The sequence below is a fragment of the Janthinobacterium agaricidamnosum genome, from assembly GCF_003667705.1.
Taxonomy (GTDB): Bacteria; Pseudomonadota; Gammaproteobacteria; order Burkholderiales; family Burkholderiaceae_D; genus Janthinobacterium.
On sequence record NZ_CP033019.1, the window covers coordinates 5,557,636 to 5,577,450 of the forward strand.

At 60.8% G+C, this 19,815-nt stretch carries 16 protein-coding genes and 1 rRNA gene; 5 read left to right on the plus strand and 12 right to left on the minus strand.

Features of this window, described 5'->3' with window-relative positions; translation table 11 throughout:
- Positions 1–12: 12 nt before the first annotated feature.
- The 5 genes from D9M09_RS25165 to D9M09_RS25185 all read right to left on the minus strand — a co-directional run bounded on the left by D9M09_RS25165 (position 13) and on the right by D9M09_RS25185 (position 5,302).
- Entirely contained in the window at positions 13–738 is a 726-nt protein-coding gene (locus D9M09_RS25165; protein ID WP_070220705.1) for an amino acid ABC transporter ATP-binding protein, read from the minus strand.
- A gap of 19 nt (positions 739–757) precedes the next feature.
- Positions 758–1,450, minus strand: a complete 693-nt coding sequence (locus D9M09_RS25170; protein ID WP_070220707.1) for an amino acid ABC transporter permease — start codon at positions 1,448–1,450, stop codon at positions 758–760.
- Position 1,451: 1 nt separating this feature from the next.
- Positions 1,452–2,201: an amino acid ABC transporter permease gene (locus D9M09_RS25175; RefSeq protein ID WP_121671239.1), complete on the minus strand. Its 750-nt coding sequence runs from the start codon at positions 2,199–2,201 to the stop codon at positions 1,452–1,454.
- 98 nt (positions 2,202–2,299) lie between these two features.
- Positions 2,300–3,256 (minus strand): amino acid ABC transporter substrate-binding protein, encoded by a 957-nt coding sequence (locus D9M09_RS25180; protein WP_070220709.1) that lies wholly within the window; start codon positions 3,254–3,256, stop codon positions 2,300–2,302.
- Positions 3,257–3,451: 195 nt separating this feature from the next.
- Entirely contained in the window at positions 3,452–5,302 is a 1,851-nt protein-coding gene (locus D9M09_RS25185) for an ABCB family ABC transporter ATP-binding protein/permease (protein WP_121671240.1), read from the minus strand.
- A 136-nt stretch (positions 5,303–5,438) separates the two neighbouring features.
- Between D9M09_RS25185 and D9M09_RS25190 the strand changes: the two genes are divergently transcribed.
- Positions 5,439–5,804, plus strand: a complete 366-nt coding sequence (locus D9M09_RS25190; RefSeq protein WP_226939493.1) for an acyl-CoA thioesterase — start codon at positions 5,439–5,441, stop codon at positions 5,802–5,804.
- Between the two features lie 21 nt (positions 5,805–5,825).
- Positions 5,826–7,418: an alkaline phosphatase D family protein gene (locus tag D9M09_RS25195; RefSeq protein WP_121670646.1), complete on the plus strand. Its 1,593-nt coding sequence runs from the start codon at positions 5,826–5,828 to the stop codon at positions 7,416–7,418.
- On the opposite strand, the gene D9M09_RS25200 is transcribed toward D9M09_RS25195, so the two are convergent.
- Positions 7,415–8,281: a LytTR family DNA-binding domain-containing protein gene (locus D9M09_RS25200; RefSeq protein ID WP_070311535.1), complete on the minus strand. Its 867-nt coding sequence runs from the start codon at positions 8,279–8,281 to the stop codon at positions 7,415–7,417. The genes D9M09_RS25195 and D9M09_RS25200 overlap by 4 nt on opposite strands.
- A gap of 155 nt (positions 8,282–8,436) precedes the next feature.
- Here D9M09_RS25200 and D9M09_RS25205 point away from each other — a divergent pair, with 155 nt between their 5' ends.
- Positions 8,437–9,609, plus strand: a complete 1,173-nt coding sequence (locus D9M09_RS25205) for an acyltransferase family protein (protein ID WP_070220713.1) — start codon at positions 8,437–8,439, stop codon at positions 9,607–9,609.
- On the opposite strand, the gene D9M09_RS25210 is transcribed toward D9M09_RS25205, so the two are convergent.
- The 4 genes from D9M09_RS25210 to D9M09_RS25225 form a co-directional block, all read right to left on the minus strand.
- Positions 9,606–11,288: a long-chain fatty acid--CoA ligase gene (locus D9M09_RS25210; RefSeq protein WP_121670647.1), complete on the minus strand. Its 1,683-nt coding sequence runs from the start codon at positions 11,286–11,288 to the stop codon at positions 9,606–9,608. The genes D9M09_RS25205 and D9M09_RS25210 overlap by 4 nt on opposite strands.
- Positions 11,289–11,342: 54 nt before the next feature.
- Positions 11,343–13,025 (minus strand): long-chain fatty acid--CoA ligase, encoded by a 1,683-nt coding sequence (locus tag D9M09_RS25215; protein WP_070220716.1) that lies wholly within the window; start codon positions 13,023–13,025, stop codon positions 11,343–11,345.
- 276 nt (positions 13,026–13,301) lie between these two features.
- Positions 13,302–14,351 carry an aminopeptidase gene (locus D9M09_RS25220; protein WP_121670648.1) on the minus strand — a complete coding sequence of 350 codons (1,050 nt, stop codon included), beginning with the start codon at positions 14,349–14,351 and terminating at the stop codon, positions 13,302–13,304.
- A gap of 1 nt (position 14,352) precedes the next feature.
- Positions 14,353–16,428 (minus strand): molybdopterin-containing oxidoreductase family protein, encoded by a 2,076-nt coding sequence (locus tag D9M09_RS25225; protein ID WP_070220720.1) that lies wholly within the window; start codon positions 16,426–16,428, stop codon positions 14,353–14,355.
- A 206-nt stretch (positions 16,429–16,634) separates the two neighbouring features.
- On the opposite strand from D9M09_RS25225, the gene D9M09_RS25230 reads away from it, so the two are divergent.
- Positions 16,635–17,828 carry a M20 aminoacylase family protein gene (locus D9M09_RS25230; RefSeq protein ID WP_070220722.1) on the plus strand — a complete coding sequence of 398 codons (1,194 nt, stop codon included), beginning with the start codon at positions 16,635–16,637 and terminating at the stop codon, positions 17,826–17,828.
- A gap of 1 nt (position 17,829) precedes the next feature.
- On the opposite strand, the gene D9M09_RS25235 is transcribed toward D9M09_RS25230, so the two are convergent.
- Entirely contained in the window at positions 17,830–18,732 is a 903-nt protein-coding gene (locus tag D9M09_RS25235) for an NAD(P)-dependent oxidoreductase (protein ID WP_227742190.1), read from the minus strand.
- An 88-nt stretch (positions 18,733–18,820) separates the two neighbouring features.
- Here D9M09_RS25235 and D9M09_RS25240 point away from each other — a divergent pair, with 88 nt between their 5' ends.
- On the plus strand, positions 18,821–19,393 hold the full coding sequence (locus D9M09_RS25240) for an acyloxyacyl hydrolase (protein ID WP_227742064.1): 573 nt from the start codon (positions 18,821–18,823) through the stop codon (positions 19,391–19,393).
- Positions 19,394–19,640: 247 nt separating this feature from the next.
- On the opposite strand, the gene rrf is transcribed toward D9M09_RS25240, so the two are convergent.
- Positions 19,641–19,753: ribosomal RNA gene (gene rrf / locus D9M09_RS25245) — 5S ribosomal RNA — on the minus strand.
- Positions 19,754–19,815 lie beyond the last annotated feature (62 nt).

Below are 19,815 nucleotides of genomic sequence, written 5' to 3' on the forward strand. Positions count from 1 at the left end.
GGTGATGGAAAATTAATGGATGATCTTGGCGAGGAAATCGCGCGCGCGGTCCGAGCGCGTCGTGTTGAAGAAGTCATCCTTGCTGCAATCCTCGATGATCTTGCCCTGGTCCATGAAGACGATGCGGTTCGCCACGCGCCGGGCAAAACCCATTTCGTGCGTGACGACCATCATCGTCATGCCTTCCTGCGCCAGGCCCACCATCACGTCGAGCACTTCGTTGATCATCTCCGGGTCGAGCGCCGATGTCGGCTCGTCAAACAGCATGGCGATCGGGTCCATCGACAGCGCGCGGGCGATGGCCACGCGCTGCTGCTGGCCGCCCGACAGCTGGCCGGGGAACTTGTCCTGCTGCGACAGCAGGCCCACGCGGTCCAGGTATTTCAAGCCCTTGGCATTGGCTTCGTCGGCGCTGCGGCCCAGCACCTTGATCTGGCCGATGGTGAGGTTTTCGCGGATCGACAGATGCGGGAACAGCTCGAAATTCTGGAACACCATGCCGATGCGCGCGCGCAGTTTCGACAAATTCGTTTTCGGATCGTTGACGGTGATGCCGTCGACGATGATCCGCCCCTGCTGGATCGGTTCCAGGCCGTTGACGGTCTTGATCAGGGTCGACTTGCCGGAGCCGGACGGGCCGCAAATGACCATCACGTCACCCTTGGCGACGTTGGTGGTGCAGTCGGTCAGTACCTGGAACTGGCCATACCATTTGCTGACGTTATTGAGTTCAATCATCTTGTTCTTTCTTTTACGGTTAGCGAATGATGGCGACGCGTTTCTGCAGGCGTTTTACCAGGAACGACAAGGCATAGCACAGCACGAAATACACGACGGCGACAAACACGTACATTTCCACCAGGCGGCCGTCGCGCTGCGCGATTTTCGAGGCGGCACCGACGAAATCGGGAATCGACAGCACGTACACGAGCGACACGTCCTGGAACAGCACGATGGTTTGCGTCAGCAGCACGGGGATCATGTTGCGGAACGCTTGCGGCAGCACGATGCTGCCCATGGTTTGCCGGTAGTTCATGCCCAGCGCCTGTCCCGCCCACACCTGGCCGCGGGGAATCGACTGTATGCCGCTGCGCATGATCTCGCAATAATAGGCCGCCTCGAACATGATGAAGGTGATCAGCGCGGAAGAAAACGCGCCCACTTTCACGGGCTCGTTGGCGCCGATGATCCAGGCGGCGATATACGGCACCAGGAAGTAGAACCAGAAGATCACCAGCACCAGCGGGATCGAGCGTATCAGGTTGACGTAGCTCGACGCCACGCCGGAGATGATGCGGTTGCTGGACAAGCGCATCAGCGCCAGCAAGGTGCCCAGCACGATGCCGCCCACCATGGCCAGCGCCGTCAGTTTCAGGGTAAACACCATGCCGGTCTGGAACAGATAGACCCACGAGCGGGAGATGACATCGAAATCGAAATTACCGAACATATCAGTGTCCTCCCGTCTTGGCGCCGGCGACGATGAAGCCGGGGATGGCGACCTTTTTCTCGATCAGGTGCATCAGCACCACGACCAGCAGGTTGACGACGACGTAGATGATGGTGGCGGCCGAAAACGCCTCGAACACCTGGAAGGAAAACTCCTGGATGGCGCGCGCGCTGGCCGTCAGCTCGATCAGACCGATGGTCAGCGCCACGGAACTGTTCTTGATGATGTTCAAAAATTCGCTGGTCAGCGGCGGCAGGATGACGCGCGCGGCCATCGGCAGCAAAATGAAACGGTAGGTTTGCGGCAGGGTCAGGCCCAGCGCCGTGCCGGCCAGTTTCTGCCCGCGCGGCAGCGCCTCGATGCCCGTCGTCACCTGCACGGCCACGCGCGAGGAGGTAAAGAATCCCAGGCACAGCACGGCCGTGACGAATGGTGCATTCGGCAGCGACTTGACCCAGGCGCCCAGGTCCGGCGGCAGCAATTCCGGCATGACGAAATACCAGAGGAACATCTGCACCAGCAGCGGCACGTTGCGGAACAATTCAACGTAGGCATTGGCTACGCCCACCAGCCATTTATTCGGCAGGGTGCGGATGGTGCCGACCACCAGGCCCAATATCAATGCCATGATCCATGCCGCACCGGCCGTGGCCAGGGTCCAGACCAGGCCGGACCACAAGGTGTCCATATACGTGCCCACGCCATCGGGAGAAATCTCCCAGAAGATGCGCCAATTCCAGTTGTAATTCATGATCATCCTTCGCATGCAGCCCGAGGACAGCGGCCAGCCGGCCACCCGTCCCGCAAATAAATCGGGAGGCTTGCGCCTCCCGGTTTGTTACGCAATCTTTACTTTTTCCGTTTGTCCGAAGTCTTTTGCGCTTCCGGTACGGCCGCATATGCGGCCGGGTCACCGGAGTCGGTCGGATTGGCAAACACGGCCTTCAGTTGCGGCGGCATCGGGAATTTCAGGTTGATGTTTTTCGGCGGGATCGGCGAGGTAAACCATTTCGCATAAATGCGGTTGATGTCGTCGCTCTTGTACAGGCGGATCAGCGCATCGTCGACCACTTTCTTGAAGGCCGGATCGCCCTTGCGCAGCATGATGCCGTACGGTTCGACAGACAGCGCTTCCTTGGTGATTTCGTAGTCGTTCGGGTTCTTCGAGTTGGCCACCTGCGACGCCAGCAAGATGTCGTCGTTGGCTTCGGCCACCGCGCGACCCGTTTCCAGCATCAGGAACGACTCGGGATGATCCTTGCCGACGGCAATCGTCATGCCCAGGTTCTTTTCCTTGTTCAAAATCGTCATCTGCTTGATGGTCGACGTGCCGGCCGTGGCGACCAGGGTCTTGCCGCGCAAGTCTTCCAGGGTCTTGATGTTCGAGGATTTTTTCGACAGCACGCGGTTGCCGATGACGAACATGGTGGGGGCGAACGCCACCTGCTGCTGGCGCTCCAGATTGTTCGTCGTCGAGCCGCATTCGAGGTCGATGGTGCCGTTGGCCATCAGCGGGATGCGGTTGGCCGAAGTGACGGGGCTCATCACCACTTTCAGTTCGCTCATGCCCAGGTGTTTCTGCAGGGCCGTGACGACTTTCATGCACAGGTCGATCGAATAACCCTGGTATTGCTGCTTGTCATCGAGATAGGAGAAGGGCACGGAGCCGTCGCGCACGCCGAGGGTGACGGAACCGGCTTTCTTGATCTTGGCCAAGGTGCCGGTCAATTCCTGAGCCTGGACTGGCGACATGCTGCTGATGACACCGACGCTGAGCAGCGTGGCGATGATTTTGGTCAATTTCATAAATTCTCCTGGGCGGACAAACGGAATCGATTCCGAACGAAACAACTGTGGTGCAGACGCCACCAATGGAATTAATTTTATTTCATTTTCAGCGCCGGACCAGCCGTTTTCTGCGATTGCCCTCAAATAGGCGCTATACGCGCGCCTGAATCGGCGCGGCTGTAGCATTTTTCCTACTGATTTCCCATTCATGATTTATTTTGCTGGCGCCAACCCCGCCAACTCGTCCTCTTCCGCCTCATCGTCCCTATTCGCCTGCTGGCGTTGCCACATCTGCGCATACAGGCCATCCGCCGCCAGCAATTGCGGATGCGTGCCCCGCTCGACGATGCGGCCATGGTCGAGCACGAGGATTTGCTGGGCGTCGGCCACCGTCGACAGACGGTGCGCAATGACCAAAGTGGTGCGGTTTTTGGCAATCTCCTTCAGCTGCGACTGGATCGCCTGTTCGGCCTTGGAGTCGAGCGCCGAAGTGGCTTCATCGAAGATCAGGATGGCCGGGTCTTTCAGCAAGGTGCGGGCAATCGCCACGCGCTGCTTTTCGCCGCCCGACAGTTTTAAGCCCCGCTCGCCCACCATGGAGCTGTAACCATCTGGCAAGCTTTCAATAAAATCATGGATCGATGCGGCTTTGGCTGCCGCCACGATGGCTTCCTTGCTGGCGCCCGGCTTGCCGTAGGCGATGTTGTATTCGATGGTGTCGTTGAACAGCACCGTATCCTGCGGCACGATGCCGATGGCCGCGCGCAGGGAATCCTGCGTGATATTGCGCAAGTCCTGGCCATCGATGGTGATGCCGCCGCCATCGACTTCATAGAAGCGGAACAGCAAACGCGACAAGGTCGACTTGCCCGAGCCGCTGTGCCCCACCACGGCCGTCGTCGTGCCGGCGGGGATCTGGAAATCCACTTCGAACAGGATTTGCCGCTTGGCTTCATAGCTGAAATTCACGTGCTCGAAACGCACGGCCGCACCCCGCGTGACGAGCGGTTTGGCGTCCGGCGTATCGGCGATTTCGCGGTTCTCGTTCAGCAGGGAAAACAATCGCTCCATGTCGGCCAGGCTTTGCTTGATTTCGCGGTAAATGACGCCGAGGAAATTGAGGGGAATGTACAGCTGGATCATGAAGGCATTCACCAGCACCAGGTCGCCCAGGGTCATCGTGCCGGCGATCACGCCCACGGTGGCGCGCCACAAAATCAAGGTGACGGCCGTGGCGATGATCAAGGACTGCCCGGTATTGAGCAGGGATAGCGAGGTCTGCGATTTCACGGCGGCCGATTCGTAGCGCTGCAAGCCTTCGTCATAGCGCTTCGCTTCGTAATCCTCGTTGCCGAAATATTTTACGGTTTCATAGTTGATCAGCGAATCGATGGCCTTGGTATTCGCCTTCGAGTCGAGGTCGTTCATGGTGCGGCGGAAATGCGTGCGCCAGTTCGTCACCAGCACGGTGAACGCGATGTACGACACGAGCGCCACCGCCGTGATCACGGTGAACCAGATGTCGTAATGCAAGACCAGATAGCCGAGCACGAGGGTGATTTCCACCAGGGTCGGCAGGATGTTGAACAGGGTGTAGGAAATGAGCGAGCCGACGCTGCGCGTACCCCGTTCGATATCGCGCGTCATGCCGCCCGTCTGGCGGTTCAAATGGAAACGCAGGGACAGCGCATGCAGGTGGCGGAACACTTGCAGGGCGATGGTGCGCACGGCCCGCTGCGTGACCCGGGCGAACAGGAATTCTCGCAATTCCGTAAACAAGGTGGTCGACAGGCGCAGCAAGCCGTACGCCACCAGCAAGCCGACGGGCAGCACCAGCAGCGCTTGCGGATGCGCGGCCGTGATCGTCATGGCGTCGACGAGTTTTTTCAGGATCAGGGGTACGCCCACGTTGGCGAGCTTGGCGCCCACCAGGCATAGCAGCGCCAGCAGCACTCGCCATTTGTAGACCCACAGGTACGGCAGCAAGGTCTTGATGGTGGCGAAATCGCTGTGGCTGGCGGAAGCTGGCGAGCGGGGCGGAGGGGGAGTCTGGGAACGGCGCATGGCGAAGGTCGGCTTTTTATGGTTCAATCGCAGCAATTGTAGCCTTTCATGAGAATAAAAGATGAGCACCTCCCCAGACCGTCCCGACAACTGCCTCGCCTCCGGCCTGCCCGCCGGAAAAATGCCGGAATTGCGCATGATGCCCGCGCCGTCCGACGCCAATGTGTACGGCGACGTCTTCGGCGGCTGGATCATGGCGCAAGTCGATATCGCCGGCTCCCTGCCGGCCACGCGGCGCGCCAACGGCCGTGTCGCCACCATCGCCGTCAATTCCTTCGTCTTCAAAAATCCCGTCTTCGTCGGCGATCTGCTGTCCTTCTACGCCGACATCGTCAAGGTGGGCAATACCTCGATCACCGTCAATGTCGAGGTGTATGCCGAGCGCAACCGCCTGCAGGCCTGCATCGTAAAAGTCACGGAAGCGACCCTGATCTACGTGGCGACGGACTCCGACCGCAAGCCGCGCAAGGTGCCGCCGATCGAGACCTTATTGGCGTCTTGATTGTCGTAATCATTCCACACCATGGATAGCCAGCGCCGCATCTTCTTGCTGAGCGCTGCGCGCATCACGGCGCTGGCCGCGGCCGGCACTGTGCTGTCCGGTTCCAGCGCCGGCGCCGCCACGCGCCTGAACGGCACGGCTTATCCGTTTGCGCTCGGCGTCGCTTCCGGCTCGCCCTTGCCCGACGCCGTCGTGCTGTGGACGCGCATCTGCTACGACCCGCTGCACGCAGCCGCCACGCCCGCCATCGCCCTGAACGTGCGCTGGGAAGTGGCCGAAGACGAGGCTTTCCGGCGCATCGCCGCCAAGGGGCAAGCGACGGCCATGCCGGCCCTCGCGCACAGCGTGCACGTCGACGCGGGCGGTCTGGCGCCCGGACGCTGGTACTGGTACCGCTTCATGCTGGGCGACGCCGTCAGTCCCGTGGGCCGCACGCGCACGGCGCCCGAGCCCGCCTCCATGCCTGCCTCGCTGAAACTGGCCGTCGCCTCATGCCAGCACTGGGAATTCGGCGCGTATGGGGCGCACCGGCACATCGCGGCGGCGGCGCCCGACCTCGTGGCCTTCCTCGGCGATTACATTTATGAGTGGGGGCCGTACCAGCTGCAGCACCCGGACCGGGCCGTGCGCACGCATGAAAGTTTTACCTTGGACGAGTACCGCGCCCGCTATGCGCAATACAAGAGCGACCGCGACTTGCAGGGCGCGCACCTGGCCGCGCCGTGGATCGTCACCTGGGACGACCATGAAGTGGCCAACGACTACGGCAACGACCGCGACGAGTTGCTCACGCCCACCTTCCTGCAGCGCCGCGCGGCCGCCTACCAGGCGTTTTATGAACACATGCCGCTGCGCCTGCTGCCGCTGGGGCGTCGCGGCTTTGTCGACATGCGCATCTACCAGCGCTACGACTGGGGCCGGTTGGCACGCTTCCACGTGCTCGATGACCGGCAATACCGCGCCTACCACGCCTGCGCCAGACCGGGCCGTGGCGGCTCCAATTCCGTCACCACGCGCAACTGTCCCGACTTGCTCAAACCCGACCGCACCATGCTGGGCGAGGAACAGCAGCGCTGGCTGCAAGCCGGTCTCGATGATTCCCCGGCGCGCTGGAATATCCTGGCCCAGCAAACCCTGATGGCGCAATCGAGCCAGGTGCCCATCGTGCGGCCCGGCGACGAGCGCGTCTGGACCGATGGCTGGGACGGCTATCCCATGGCGCGCCAGCATCTGCTCGACGCCTTGCGCAGCAGCAAGGCCAGCAATCCGCTGGTGTTGTCGGGCGACGTGCACACCTTTTATGCGACGGAACTGAGCCGCAACGCCATGCGGCCCACCTACAAGGATAATCCCGTGCTGGCGACCGAGTTTTGCGGCACCTCGATCACGTCGAGTTCCCGCCCGCAGGCGCGCACCGACCAGTACGTGGCGATGAACCCGCACATCCGCTACGGACGCAGCGACAAGCGCGGCTATATGTTGCTGGAGATCACGCCAGAAAAAAGCACGGCTCTGTTCCAGGGCCTGGAAAATGTACGCGACAGCACATCCGGCATCGCGACATTGGCCAGCTTCACCGTGCAGGACGGCAAGGCGGGCCTGCAACGCAGCTAAGCTACGCTTTTCAAGGCGTCGCGGTAACGCCGGCTGACGGGCACTTCGCCGCCCGTGGACAGCACGGCGCGCGCGTCGCCCGATTCCAGCGGTATGATGGCCTGCACGAAATCGAGGTTGACGATATAGCTGCGGTGCACGCGCACAAAGCGCTTGCCGTCGAGGCGGCGCTCGATGGCGGCCATGGTCGAACGCAGCGGGTAATCGTGCCCGCGCACATGCAGGTTCACATAGTTGCCCCAGGCTTGTATCCATTCGATCTCAAGAGCAGGCAACAGAAAATCCTTGCCCAGCTTGCGCACCAGAAACCGCTCCGGCTGCTGCACCGGTTCCACGGCGGGTCCTTCATCGGGCTCGCCCAGCAAGGTCGCCTCGCCTTGCCAGCGCATCAGCAGCAACTGGTAAAAGCCCACGGCCAGCAGGACGAGGAAGTAAGCACGCACATCTTTCAGGTATTCATACGGCAACTCGCGCCACCAATGACCGAAATCGTAATCGCTGCCGGCGCTCCAGTACGCCAGTTTGCGCAAGGCCACCATGGCCGCCACATGCACCAGGCTGTAGGCGACCGACGCGGCCAGGTGCCAGCGCAGGTTCTGGCGCTGGAACACCAGGTGCAGCGGCCGGTACTGTCCCGCCAGCACGACCACGGGCACCAGCGCCAGCAGCACCAGATTGCTGCTCCACTCCCACACGGCCACTTCCCAGAATGGCGTATTGACGCCGGCGCGCCGCAGGTCCAGCCAGACCAGCCAGCTGTTGACGCTGGCCTGCAGCAGATACAGCACGATCCAGAATCCCGGCTCGGCCACGCGGCGCCAGCGTTGATAACGTTGCAACAGGTCAGTGGAAGCGATATGCATGGTTTCGGGGCTTGAATGAGTTACATGATTGTAAGGTCCCACACCCGTCCCAGGCGATCCATTCGTCCCAGCCAGCCGTCCGCTGGTCCCATTTCGCTGGCACGCTGCCCCGTCGCTGCCTATGCTGAGGCTTCCTTCACCACTCGCCCACGATCATGACCATAGCCTCCCGCCGTCACGATATCGACGCCTTGCGCTTTCTCGTCTTCAGCCTGCTGATTGTCTATCACACTGCCCTGCTGTACATGGATGGATGGCACTTTCACATGCACAGCAGCTACGCCACCGATGCCTTGAACATGCCGCTGATCTTCCTCAACCGCTGGCGCATGGAAATCGTCTTCCTCATCTCCGGCGTCTCGTGCGCCATGATGACGCAGGCCTCGCGCGGCGCCTTCCTGTGGCGCAGGACCAAGCGGCTGCTGCTGCCGCTGCTGTTCGGCATGGCCGTCATCATTCCCATCCAGCCGTATTGCGAAGGGGTCAGCAAGGGCCTGGTCGAGCCTGGATATGGGCGGTTCCTGCTGCATTACTTTGGCGGCCATGCCTGGCCGGCAGGCGCCTTCGATGGCTGGCAATATGGCTTTACCTGGAACCACCTGTGGTATCTCGTGTACTTGCTGCTGTACATCATCGTACTGGTGGCGCTGCAACCGCTGCTGACGGCGCTGCGCCCCCGGTTCCAGCGCTTGCGCGGATGGCAATTGCTCGTCCTGCCTGCCCTGCCACCCTTGGCGGCCATGGTTTTCCTCAAAATGCGCTATCCGGAAACCCATGCGCTGGTGCGCGACTGGTATGCGCACGCCATGTATTTCACGCTGTTCCTGTATGGCTGGTGGCTGGGCAATGACAAGGGATTGTGGGCGGAACTGGCGCGCTTGCGCTGGCATACGCTGTGGCTGGGCCTGGGCGCGTTTGCCGTGTATATGTTTTTCGACCAGATATATTCGGAGAACCTGCTGACCTGGGCCGCGTTCGGCTCCTGGCCCATGCGCAATCTGTACATGTGGCTGGCCATCTGCGCCATCCTGGGCTGGTCGCACACCTTGCTGAATAAACCTTTTGCCTGGCTGCCATGGGCGCGCCAGGCCGTGTTTCCCTGGTACCTACTGCACCAGAGCGCGATTATCCTGCTGGCTTACTGGCTGGTGCCGCTGAAGCTGGGTCCCGTGCTGGAACCGCTGCTGATACTGGCTGGCACGGTGGCGACTTGCTGGTTGGCAACGTCGCTGCTGATCAGCAAAGTGCACTGGCTGCGCCCCTGTTTCGGCCTACCCGCCAGGCCACGGCAAGCCGTAGCGGCGGACACGGCCTTGGCGGCGAATTAAGCTACTTTCTTTTCGTCTCGCAATTGACGGCGCAATATCTTGCCGACATTCGTCTTCGGCAATTCATCGCGGAACTCGATGTATTTCGGTTTCTTGTAAGCCGTCAATTCATGTTTGCAATGCTCGCGGATCTGCTCCACCGTCAGGTTCGGGTCCTTGCGCACAACAAACACTTTCACGGCTTCGCCCGCGTTGGCGTCCGGCACGCCTATGCAGGCGCATTCGAGCACACCAGGGCAGGACGCGACCACGTCTTCCACCTCGTTCGGATACACATTGAAGCCGGAGACGATGATCATGTCTTTCTTGCGGTCGACAATCTTTACATAGCCACGCTCGTCCATGACGCCCACGTCGCCCGTCTTGAAGTAGCCGTCGGCCGTCATCGACTTGGCCGTCTCGTCCGGACGCTGCCAATATCCCGCCATCACTTGCGGGCCGCGCACGGCGATTTCGCCGGGCTCGCCCAGCGGCACTTCCACGCCGTCATCATTCAGAATCGCCACTTCCGTCGACGGGAAAGGCAAGCCGATGGTGCCCGTAAATTCCGTGATATCGACGCGGTTGCCCGTCACCACGGGCGACGTTTCCGACATGCCATAGCCTTCGATCAGCGGGCAGCCCGTCAGTTTCAGCCAGCGTTCGGCCACGTTGCGCTGCAGGGCCATGCCGCCGCCATTGCACACTTTGTAGCTGGAGAAATCGAGCTTGGCGAAGTCCGCATTGTTCAGCAGCGCGTTGTACAAGGTATTGACGGCCGGGAAGACGACGATCTTGTGCTTGCTCAATTCCTTGACGAAACCAGGGATGTCGCGCGGGTTGGGAATCAGCACGTTCAAGCCGCCCACGCGCATGCCCATCAAAGCGCTGACCGTCAGCGAATAGATGTGATACAGGGGCAAGGCGCACATGAATCCCATCGAGGTGGCGCGCATTTCCTTGGTCATCACGGGCGCCATCCACGCCTCGTTTTGCAATACGTTGGCAATCACGTTACGGTGCAACAGCATCGCGCCTTTTGAGACGCCCGTCGTGCCGCCCGTGTATTGCAGGAAGACGATATCGTCATGCCCCTGCTGCACCGGCGTCAGGCTCAAGCGTGCACCCTCGGCCAGCATCTTGTTGAAACTGATGGCGTTCGGCAGGGAGAACGCAGGCACCATTTTCTTGATCTTGCGCACGACGAAGTTGACGATGGTGCCCTTCAAGCCGCCCAGCAAGTCGCCCATGGTGGCGACGATCACATGCTTGACTTGGGTATGCGGCAACACCTGTTCGACCGTCGTGGCGAAGTTTTCCAGCACGATGATCGCTTCGCTGCCCGAATCGACCAGCTGGTGCTGCAGTTCGCGCGGCGTGTACAGCGGATTGACGTTCACCACCGTGTAGCCGGCGCGCAGGATCGCCGCCATGGCCACCGGATATTGCAGCACGTTCGGCAACATGATCGCCACGCGCGCGCCCCGTTGCAGCCCCTTGCTTTGCAGCCAGGCGCCCATCTGCAGCGACAACTGGTCGAGCTCGCGGTAGGTCAGGAATTTATCCATGCACACGAAAGCATTGCGGTCCGCATATTTCTGGAACGACTCTTCCAGCAAATGCGTGACGGAACGGTATTGCGTGCAATCAATCTCTGCGGGCACGCTGTCCGGGTACGACTTCAACCAAATCTTGTCCATCTCGCCTCATCTTTATCTGTAAAAGGGATGCGCCTCCTGGCGCATCCACACTGTTTATGCTGCTATCTTCGTTTCATCGCGCAAGGCGCGACGCAAAATCTTGCCGACGTTGGTCTTCGGCAGTTCATCGCGGAATTCGATGTATTTCGGCCGCTTGTAGCCCGTGAACTGCTCCTTGCAATACGCGGCCAGCACGGCCTGGGTCAGGTTCGGGTCCTTGCGCACGACAAATACTTTCACGGCTTCGCCCGAGTGTTCATCGGGCACGCCCACGCACGCGCATTCGAGCACGCCCGGATGGGCCGCGATGACGGCTTCGACTTCATTCGGATACACATTGAAGCCGGAGACGAGAATCATGTCTTTCTTGCGGTCCACGATCTTCACGTAGCCGCGCTCGTCCATGATGCCCACGTCGCCCGATTTAAAATAGCCGTCCGGTGTCATGACCTTGGCCGTCTCATCGGGACGGTTCCAGTAGCCGCTCATCACTTGCGGGCCACGGATGGCGATCTCGCCCGTCTGGCCCAGCGGTACTTCCTTGCCGTCATCGTCGAGGATGGCGATATCGGTCGATGGCACGGGCAAGCCGATGGTGCCGGAAAACGCCGTGCTGTCGGCACGGTTACAGGTGGCGACGGGCGACGTTTCCGACAAGCCATAGCCTTCGATGATGGACACGCCCGTCACCTGCAGCCACTTGTCGTTGACGGCTTGCTGCACCGCCATGCCGCCGCCATTGGCGATCTTCAAGCCCGAGAAATCGAGCTTGGCGAAATCGGGGTGATTGACCAGCGCGTTATACAGCGTATTGACCGCAGGCAGCAGGTTGAACTTGTACTTGCCCAGTTCCTTGATCAGGCCCGGGATATCGCGCGGATTCGGGATCAGGATATTCAGGGCGCCCACGCGCGTGCCCCACATGGCGCAGGCCGTCAGGGCAAAGATATGGTACAGCGGCAAGGCGCAGACGACGATCATCTGTTCCTTGCTGTTCTGGTCGAGCGCCGCGCCCGACCACGCTTCGCTTTGCAGCACATTGGCGATCACATTGCGGTGGCTCAAGGTCGCGCCTTTCGACACGCCCGTCGTGCCGCCCGTATATTGCAGGAAAGCGGGATCGTTGATGCTCAGCTCGACGGGCGTGAGCTTCATGCGGCTGCCCAGCGCCAGCGCCTGCTTGAAACGCATGGCGTTCGGCAAGGAATACGCGGGCACCATCTTCTTGACGTTGCGCACGACAAAATTGACGATCATGCCCTTCAAGCCACCGAGCATTTCGCCCATGCTGGCGACGACAATGTGCTTGACGGCCGTCTTGCTCAATACTTGCTCGACCGTATGGGCAAAATTTTCCAGCACGATGATCGCTTCGCTGCCCGAATCGTTGAGCTGGTGCTCAAGTTCGCGCGGCGTATATAAAGGGTTGACGTTGACCACCGTGTAGCCGGCGCGCAGCACGGCCGCGATCGCGACCGGATACTGGAGCACGTTCGGCATCATCAGGGCCACCCTGGCCCCCTTCTTCAGCCCACGGCTTTGCAGAAAGGCCCCCAGCTGGCGCGAATAGGTATCGAGTTCGGCATAGGTGAGAAATTTGTCCATGCAGACATAGGCATTGCGATCCGCATATTTTTGAAACGCTTCTTCCAGCAAATGCACCAGCGAACGATATTGATCAGGATCGATGTCGGCGGGGACGCCGGGAGGATACGACTTCAGCCAAATTTTTTCCATCCTGTGCCTCTTGTCTCGAATAATCGTGGGGGAGCCGGCGCATCTTGCCGACGCGGATCATCGCTGCGGATTCTGTCGTCCTGCAGTCAGTTTGAGCATTCTGACGAGCAATTGCTCTATGCTACTAATGCGATGCTATCGGGCGCCGCGCTTCCATGCAAGCGCTTTCAACAGTATTCGAGCAGCAACTCTAAGGCCTTTTTATGCTGCATTGCAGCACGATAAATACGCTGTTACCGAATCGCTTGCCTCGGCGTACTGGACAATCTTTACGGGTCAGGGGCTGGACAATTGTTCCAGCGCATGCCTGCGCTCGGGCTTCTTGAGCTGGGCCATTGTGTGCACTGCAGCATAAAAAGCACGAAAGTTCTTTTTTTCTTCCAGCAATTTTTTGAAGGCAGGCAAAAATTCATTGTAGGTAGACACCGAAGCCAGGTGCGCATTGCTCAATGGCTGCTCGAACCAGCGGTCGTAACCGGCAAAACCGCCCCAGTTTTGCTTGAGCACCTGATACGCGTCTTTCAATGCTGCAAACACCTGCGCCTTGCGCGCGCGCTTCTCCGCATCGCTGGCGTCGCTCGCATACACGGCGTCCAGTTCCCCCCGATACTTCAGCAGCAGGGCCAGAAAATCCTGGCGCCGCGCAGCATACTGGGCGTACGACGCGCGCATCGCGTCATTGCCCTCGCGCGCCAGCCAGTGCTGCACGCCCGCCTCTTCCACGGCGCTGGCAAACGATTCGTTGAAGGCCGAATCGCCGGGCACATACACCACCTGGTGCGCCAGCTCATGGAAAATCAGGCGCGCCAGTTCCGCATCGTTGTAGTTGATAAAGGTCGACAGCAGGGGATCGTCGAACCAGCCCAGGGTGGAATACGCGGGCACGCCGCCCACCTGCACGTCGTAATGCTGGGCGCGCAGCTCGTCGGCATACGCGAGCGCCTCATCCTTGCTGTAATAGCCGCGGTAATTCACGCAGCCGGCGATGGGAAAACACCATTGCAGCGGCTGCAGCGACAATTCCGGCGTGGCCACCACGTTCCACAGCACGAATGGGCGCCGCAGGGCCGCGTAATTCTTGTAGCTGCCATTGTCCGGCAAATCCAGTTCGCTGACGGCAAAGCGGCGGATCTGCTGCGCCTTGGCCAGGCGCATTTTCAGGCGCGGTTCGGTGGCCGGGTCATCGAGCCAGGCATCGACGGGGCGCGCGCCGGACCACAGCGCATATTGCCCCTGCGCCGCTTGCGTGTAGTAGCGCAGCTGCGTGCAGCCGCCCAGCGGCAGGCACAGCATGCCGACAAGCAGGCGGGCCGGCCAGCGGGCCATGTCAGGCAACCTTTTCCACTTCGACCAGCGTGTCATAAAAGGTGGGTGCGCGGCCCATGTCCGTCAGGCGCTGGCTCGTCACTTCATTGGCGTTCTTGCCATCGCTGGCGAGCTTTTTCCACCACACGGACAAGCCCACCACCAGGCCACGTCTCGCCTTGTCCGTGACCCTGGCCTTGGCGACAAAGCTGCCACGGTCATTGAAGATGCGCACCATGTCGCCGGCCGCGATGCCGCGCGCGGCACAATCGTCCGGGTGGATATCGAGGTGCGGCTCGCCCTCGGCCGCGCGCAGGCTTTTCACGTTCACAAAAGTGGAATTGAGGAAGTTGCGCGCCGGCGGCGAAATCATGGCCAGCGGGAAACGCGCCGCCAGCGCGGGATTGCTCGCTGGCGATTCGTGCGGCGCAATGTAGGTCGGCAAGGGATCGAGTCCCGCCTGCGCCATGGCGCTGGAATACAACTCGCACTTGCCCGATGGCGTGGGGAAACCACCCTCGGCAAAGGGCGCCTCGGGCATGGCCAGCTTTTGCCAGCCCGTGCGTTTCAGCGATTCCCAGTCGAAATGCACGGCACGGGCATCCGTCGCATCGAAGGCCTTGGCCGCCAGCGCATCGTCGCTTTCCTGGAAGCACGGGTCATCAAAGCCCATGTATTGGGCCAGCAGGCGGAAGATTTCCGTATTCGCCTTCGCTTCGCCCAGCGGCGCCACGGCCGCATTGTTCGCCATCATGTACAAATGGCCGTAGGTGGAATGCGCATCGACATGTTCCAGCTGCGTGGTGGCGGGCAGCACGATGTCGGCGTAATCGACGGTATCGGTCTGGAAGTGCTCGAGCACGACCGTAAACAAATCTTCGCGGGCAAAACCCTGCGCCACTTTCGACGAATCGGGCGCCACGGCCAGCGGATTCGAGTTGTAGACGATCACTGCCTCGACTTGCGGGCCGAACTCGGCGGAACTTTCTTTCAATAAATCGTCGCCGATAGTGCTCATGTTGATGGTGCGCGGCGTGCCTTTCAATAAGTCGGGGCGCTGCAAGGCCTTGCGGTTGACGGGGAAGGAACCCGAGCTCGACAGCTGCATGCCGCCGGCCGGATGGCGCCAGGCACCCGTCAGGGCCGGCAGGCAGGCGATATTGCGCACGGCCATGCCGCCGCCATGCACGCGCTGCACGCCATAGTTGGCACGGATGGCGGCGCCCTCGCCGGAACGGCAAGCGTGGCCGTACAGGCGCGCCAGTTTCACCACTTCCGTGGCCGTGATGCCGCACACCTCGGCCGCGCGCTCGGGCGGCCACGCCAAAGCGCGCTGTTTCAAGGCATCGTAGCCGACCGTGTAGCGTTCGATGTAATCATGGTCGACCAGGTCTTCGGTGATCAAGACATGCATCAAACCCAGCGCCAGGGCCGCATCGGTGCCCGGCAGCAAAGCGATATGCTGATGGCATTTTTCTGCCGTCAGCGAACGGTAAGGGTCGATGGCGATCAGGGTGGCGCCGTTGCGCTTGGCTTCCTGCGCGCGCATCCAGAAGTGCAGGTTCGAGGCGATGGGATTGCCGCCCCAGATGATGATCAATTTCGCGTTCTGGAACTGCTCCAGGTCCGTGCCGATGCTGGCGCCCACCGTGTAGCGGTAGCCCGTGGCGCCGGCCGACGCGCAGATGGTGCGGTCCAGCAGGGAAGCGCCGAGCTGGTTGAAGAAGCGCGAAGACATCGATTCGCCCTGCACCAGGCCCATGGTGCCGCAGTAGCTGTACGGCAAGATCGCCTGCGGATCGCGCGCGGCGATCGGTTTCAATCGGGCGGCGATGGTCTGCAATGCTTCTTCCCAGCTGATGCGCTCGAACTTGCCCTCGCCCTTCTTGCCCACGCGGCGCAGCGGATGCAGCAGCCGGTCCGCATGGTAGGTGCGTTCCGTGAAGCGCGATACCTTGGTGCACAGCACGCCAGCCGTGGTCGGGTGGTCGGGATCGCCCTTGACGGCGGTGGCCACCCCATCGGTCACGGTGACCAGCAAGGCGCAGGTATCGGGGCAATCGAGCGGGCAGGCGGCGCGCACTTGGGTGGTGGTCATCGGGTAATCCAAAAACGTTGGGGGAAGGCGATACTGTAAACCATTCCGCGCGCTTGCTGTTGGCGTCAGGGCAAGCTGGTCCGTGCGCTGGATTTACCCCGCAAACAAGGGCTACAATGCATTATTAGCCGCGTCTGTTTTTGATCAAACAAGCGCGGTCCGGCGCGCCATACATTGCTGCGTGCCAGCATCCACAGGAGAGTCCCATGAAACTAGTTGATCCGATCTTGGCGTTTCAATCCGAACTGCAAGGTATCCGCCGCGACCTGCATGCGCACCCCGAGCTGTGCTACGAAGAACAGCGCACCTCGGACGTGGTCGCCGCCAAACTGACGGAATGGGGCATTCCCGTGGTACGCGGCCTGGGCCGCACTGGCGTGGTCGGCATCATCAAAAATGGTACCTCGACACGCGCCATCGGCCTGCGCGCCGACATGGATGCCTTGCCGATGCAAGAAATGAATACCTTCGAGCATGCCTCGCGCCACCCGGGCAAGATGCACGCCTGCGGCCACGACGGCCACACGGCCATGCTGCTCGGTGCCGCCCATTACCTGGCGCAACACCGCAACTTCGACGGCACCGTCTACCTCGTCTTCCAGCCGGCGGAAGAAGGCGGTGCCGGCGCGCGCGAAATGATAGCAGACGGCTTGTTTACCCGCTTTCCCATGGATGCCATCTACGGCATGCACAACTGGCCGGGCGCGGAAACGGGCACCCTGAGCGTGGTGGAAGGCCCGATGATGGCGTCGAGCAATGAATTCCACGTCACCGTCAAGGGCAAGGGCGCGCATGCGGCCCAGCCTCACAAAGGCATCGACCCCGTGATGGTGGCCGTGCAAATCGCCCAGAGCTGGCAAACCGTCATCACGCGCAACAAGAGTCCGCTCGACACGGCCGTGCTGTCGATCACGCAAATCCATGCGGGCAGTGCCACCAACGTGATTCCCGATGACGCCAGCCTGGTCGGCACCGTGCGCACCTTTACCACGCCCGTGCTGGACCTGATCGAAGAGCGCATGCGCGACATCGCCGTGCACACGGCCGCCGCTTTTGGCGCGGAAGTCGATTTCCTCTTCAAGCGCAACTATCCGCCGCTGGTCAACCATGCGAAGGAAACGGCGTTTGCCGTCGACGTGATGAAAAGCGTGGTGGGCGCGGACAAGGTCAACGCGAATGTCGAACCGACCATGGGCGCGGAAGATTTCGCCTTTTTCCTGCAGGAAAAGGCTGGCTGCTACATCTTCATCGGCAATGGCGATGGCGAGCACCGCGATGGCGGCCACGGCCTGGGTCCGTGCGTCTTGCACAATGGCAGCTACGACTTCAACGACAATCTGCTGCCGATCGGCGCCAGTTTCTGGGTCAAGCTGGCCGAAGCGAGCCTGCCCGTCGCTTGATTCAGCTCAGCTTATCCGGACCAGTGCCCAAACGCTGACCCGGATTCAACGCTTCCAGGGCCAGCAAGGCCGCCGCATGGTCTGCCGTCGGGTGGCTGGTGGCGAGGGTTTCATAGCGCTGCGTCACCAGTTGCGTCACCGGCAAGGTGACGTGGGCCGCCTCGGCCGCCGCGAGGATGTTGTGCATATCCTTGATCTGGCTCTTCACCTGGCCACCGGCAACAAAGTTGCGCTCCAGCATGCGCTGGCCATGCACCTCCAAAATCTTGCTCTCGGCAAAACCGCCACGAATAGCGGCGCGTACGGCGCTCGCATCGGCGCCGGCCGCCTGGGCCAGCAGCAAGGCTTCCGCCACGATAGTCAATGTCGCGCCGACGATCAGCTGATTGCACAGCTTGGCAACCTGGCCGCTGCCGGCCGGGCCCACCAGAGTCGGGCGCCCCATCGCCGCCAGGATAGTTTCCACACGGGCGTAATCGCCGGTGCTGGCGCCGGCCATGATGGCCAGGGTACCCGCCTGCGCTCCGCCGACGCCGCCCGACACGGGCGCATCGATGAAGCCATGGCCAGCGGCGTGCAGAGTGGTATGGAATTGCTGGGCTTCTGATTGTCTGGTGGAGCTCATGTCGATCCAGATCGCGCCAGTTGCCAGGGCCGGCAGCGCTTCTTGCAGCACCTGCGCCACGATGGGACCGGCTTCCAGCATCGAGATGACCACGTCCGCACCATTGACCGCCTCAGCCACGGAAACGGCCGGCTGCGCCCCTGCCGCACGCAGGACTTCGGCCTTGCTGTGCGTGCGATTCCAAATTGTGACAGAATATCCAGCGCGTAGCAGGCACCGGACCATCGGATCCCCCATCAGACCGATACCAAGAAATGCGATTTTTGTAGAGAATGTCAATTGAACCCCTGAGATCAACAAGTGGCGAGAGCGGCATGCAAAGCAAGGTGCCTGTACAAACAAGACAAGCCTAACGGCCAATTTTACGATGAAAGCCTCTATGTTCTTCAAGAAGAATCTCCTCAAATCCATCGCCGCCGTTACCGCGCTGATGGCGGCCAACGCCGGCTTTGCCGCCGACGACAAACTGATCGACTCCGTCTACGGCGAATATGCCAAGGGCGTCAAAGTGCAGATGTTGCGTGCTGGCGTGACCTCGAACTGGGATAAGGCCTGGTTTGTATCGAATGGCACGCAGCTGAGCGGCTACTGGGATGCCAGCATCGGCGGCTGGGATGGCAAGAGCTATCGCAACGTCCCTGGCCAGCATCAAAAACTGTGGGATCTGGGCTTTACCCCTGTTTTCCGCTTTGAAAACACGAATAAGCTGGGCTTCTACGCGGAAGGCGGCATTGGCGTGCACATGCTGTCCAAGCTGTACGATAACGACGATAACCGCCTGTCGACCCACTTCCAGTTCGGCGACCATATCGGCATCGGGTATGTCTTCAATAACAAATGGGAAGTCGCTGCGAAAATCCAGCATTTCTCGAACGGCGGCTACAAGAAACCGAACAGCGGCGTCAATTACATGAACGTCAAAGTCGCTTATCACTTTTAATTGGTTTGATAAATGACAAAGGCAGCGCGCAGCGCTGCCTTTTTTTCGTCTGTTGCATTGGCAGCTGATGAACAGCCGGGGTCAGACCCTCCATGCCGCAAACTCATGAGCTTGTGCTGTCGCCATGGGGGTCGGCGTAGGTCGGCTTAGCGCCGCGCGCGTAAGCCGACAGCCACCGACACAAAAGCACAGACGAAAAAAAACCCGCCAATTGCTTGACGGGTTTTTCTCTTACTGCGTATAACAAGCCTGACGATAACCTACTTTCACACTGGTTGCAGCACTATCATCGGCGCAAAGTTGTTTCACGGTCCTGTTCGGGATGGGAAGGGGTGGGACCAACTTGCTATGGTCATCAGGCATAACTTGTACTGACGCTTGTCTCCTGTAGGACGACAAGGCCATGAATCTGGAAGAAGCAA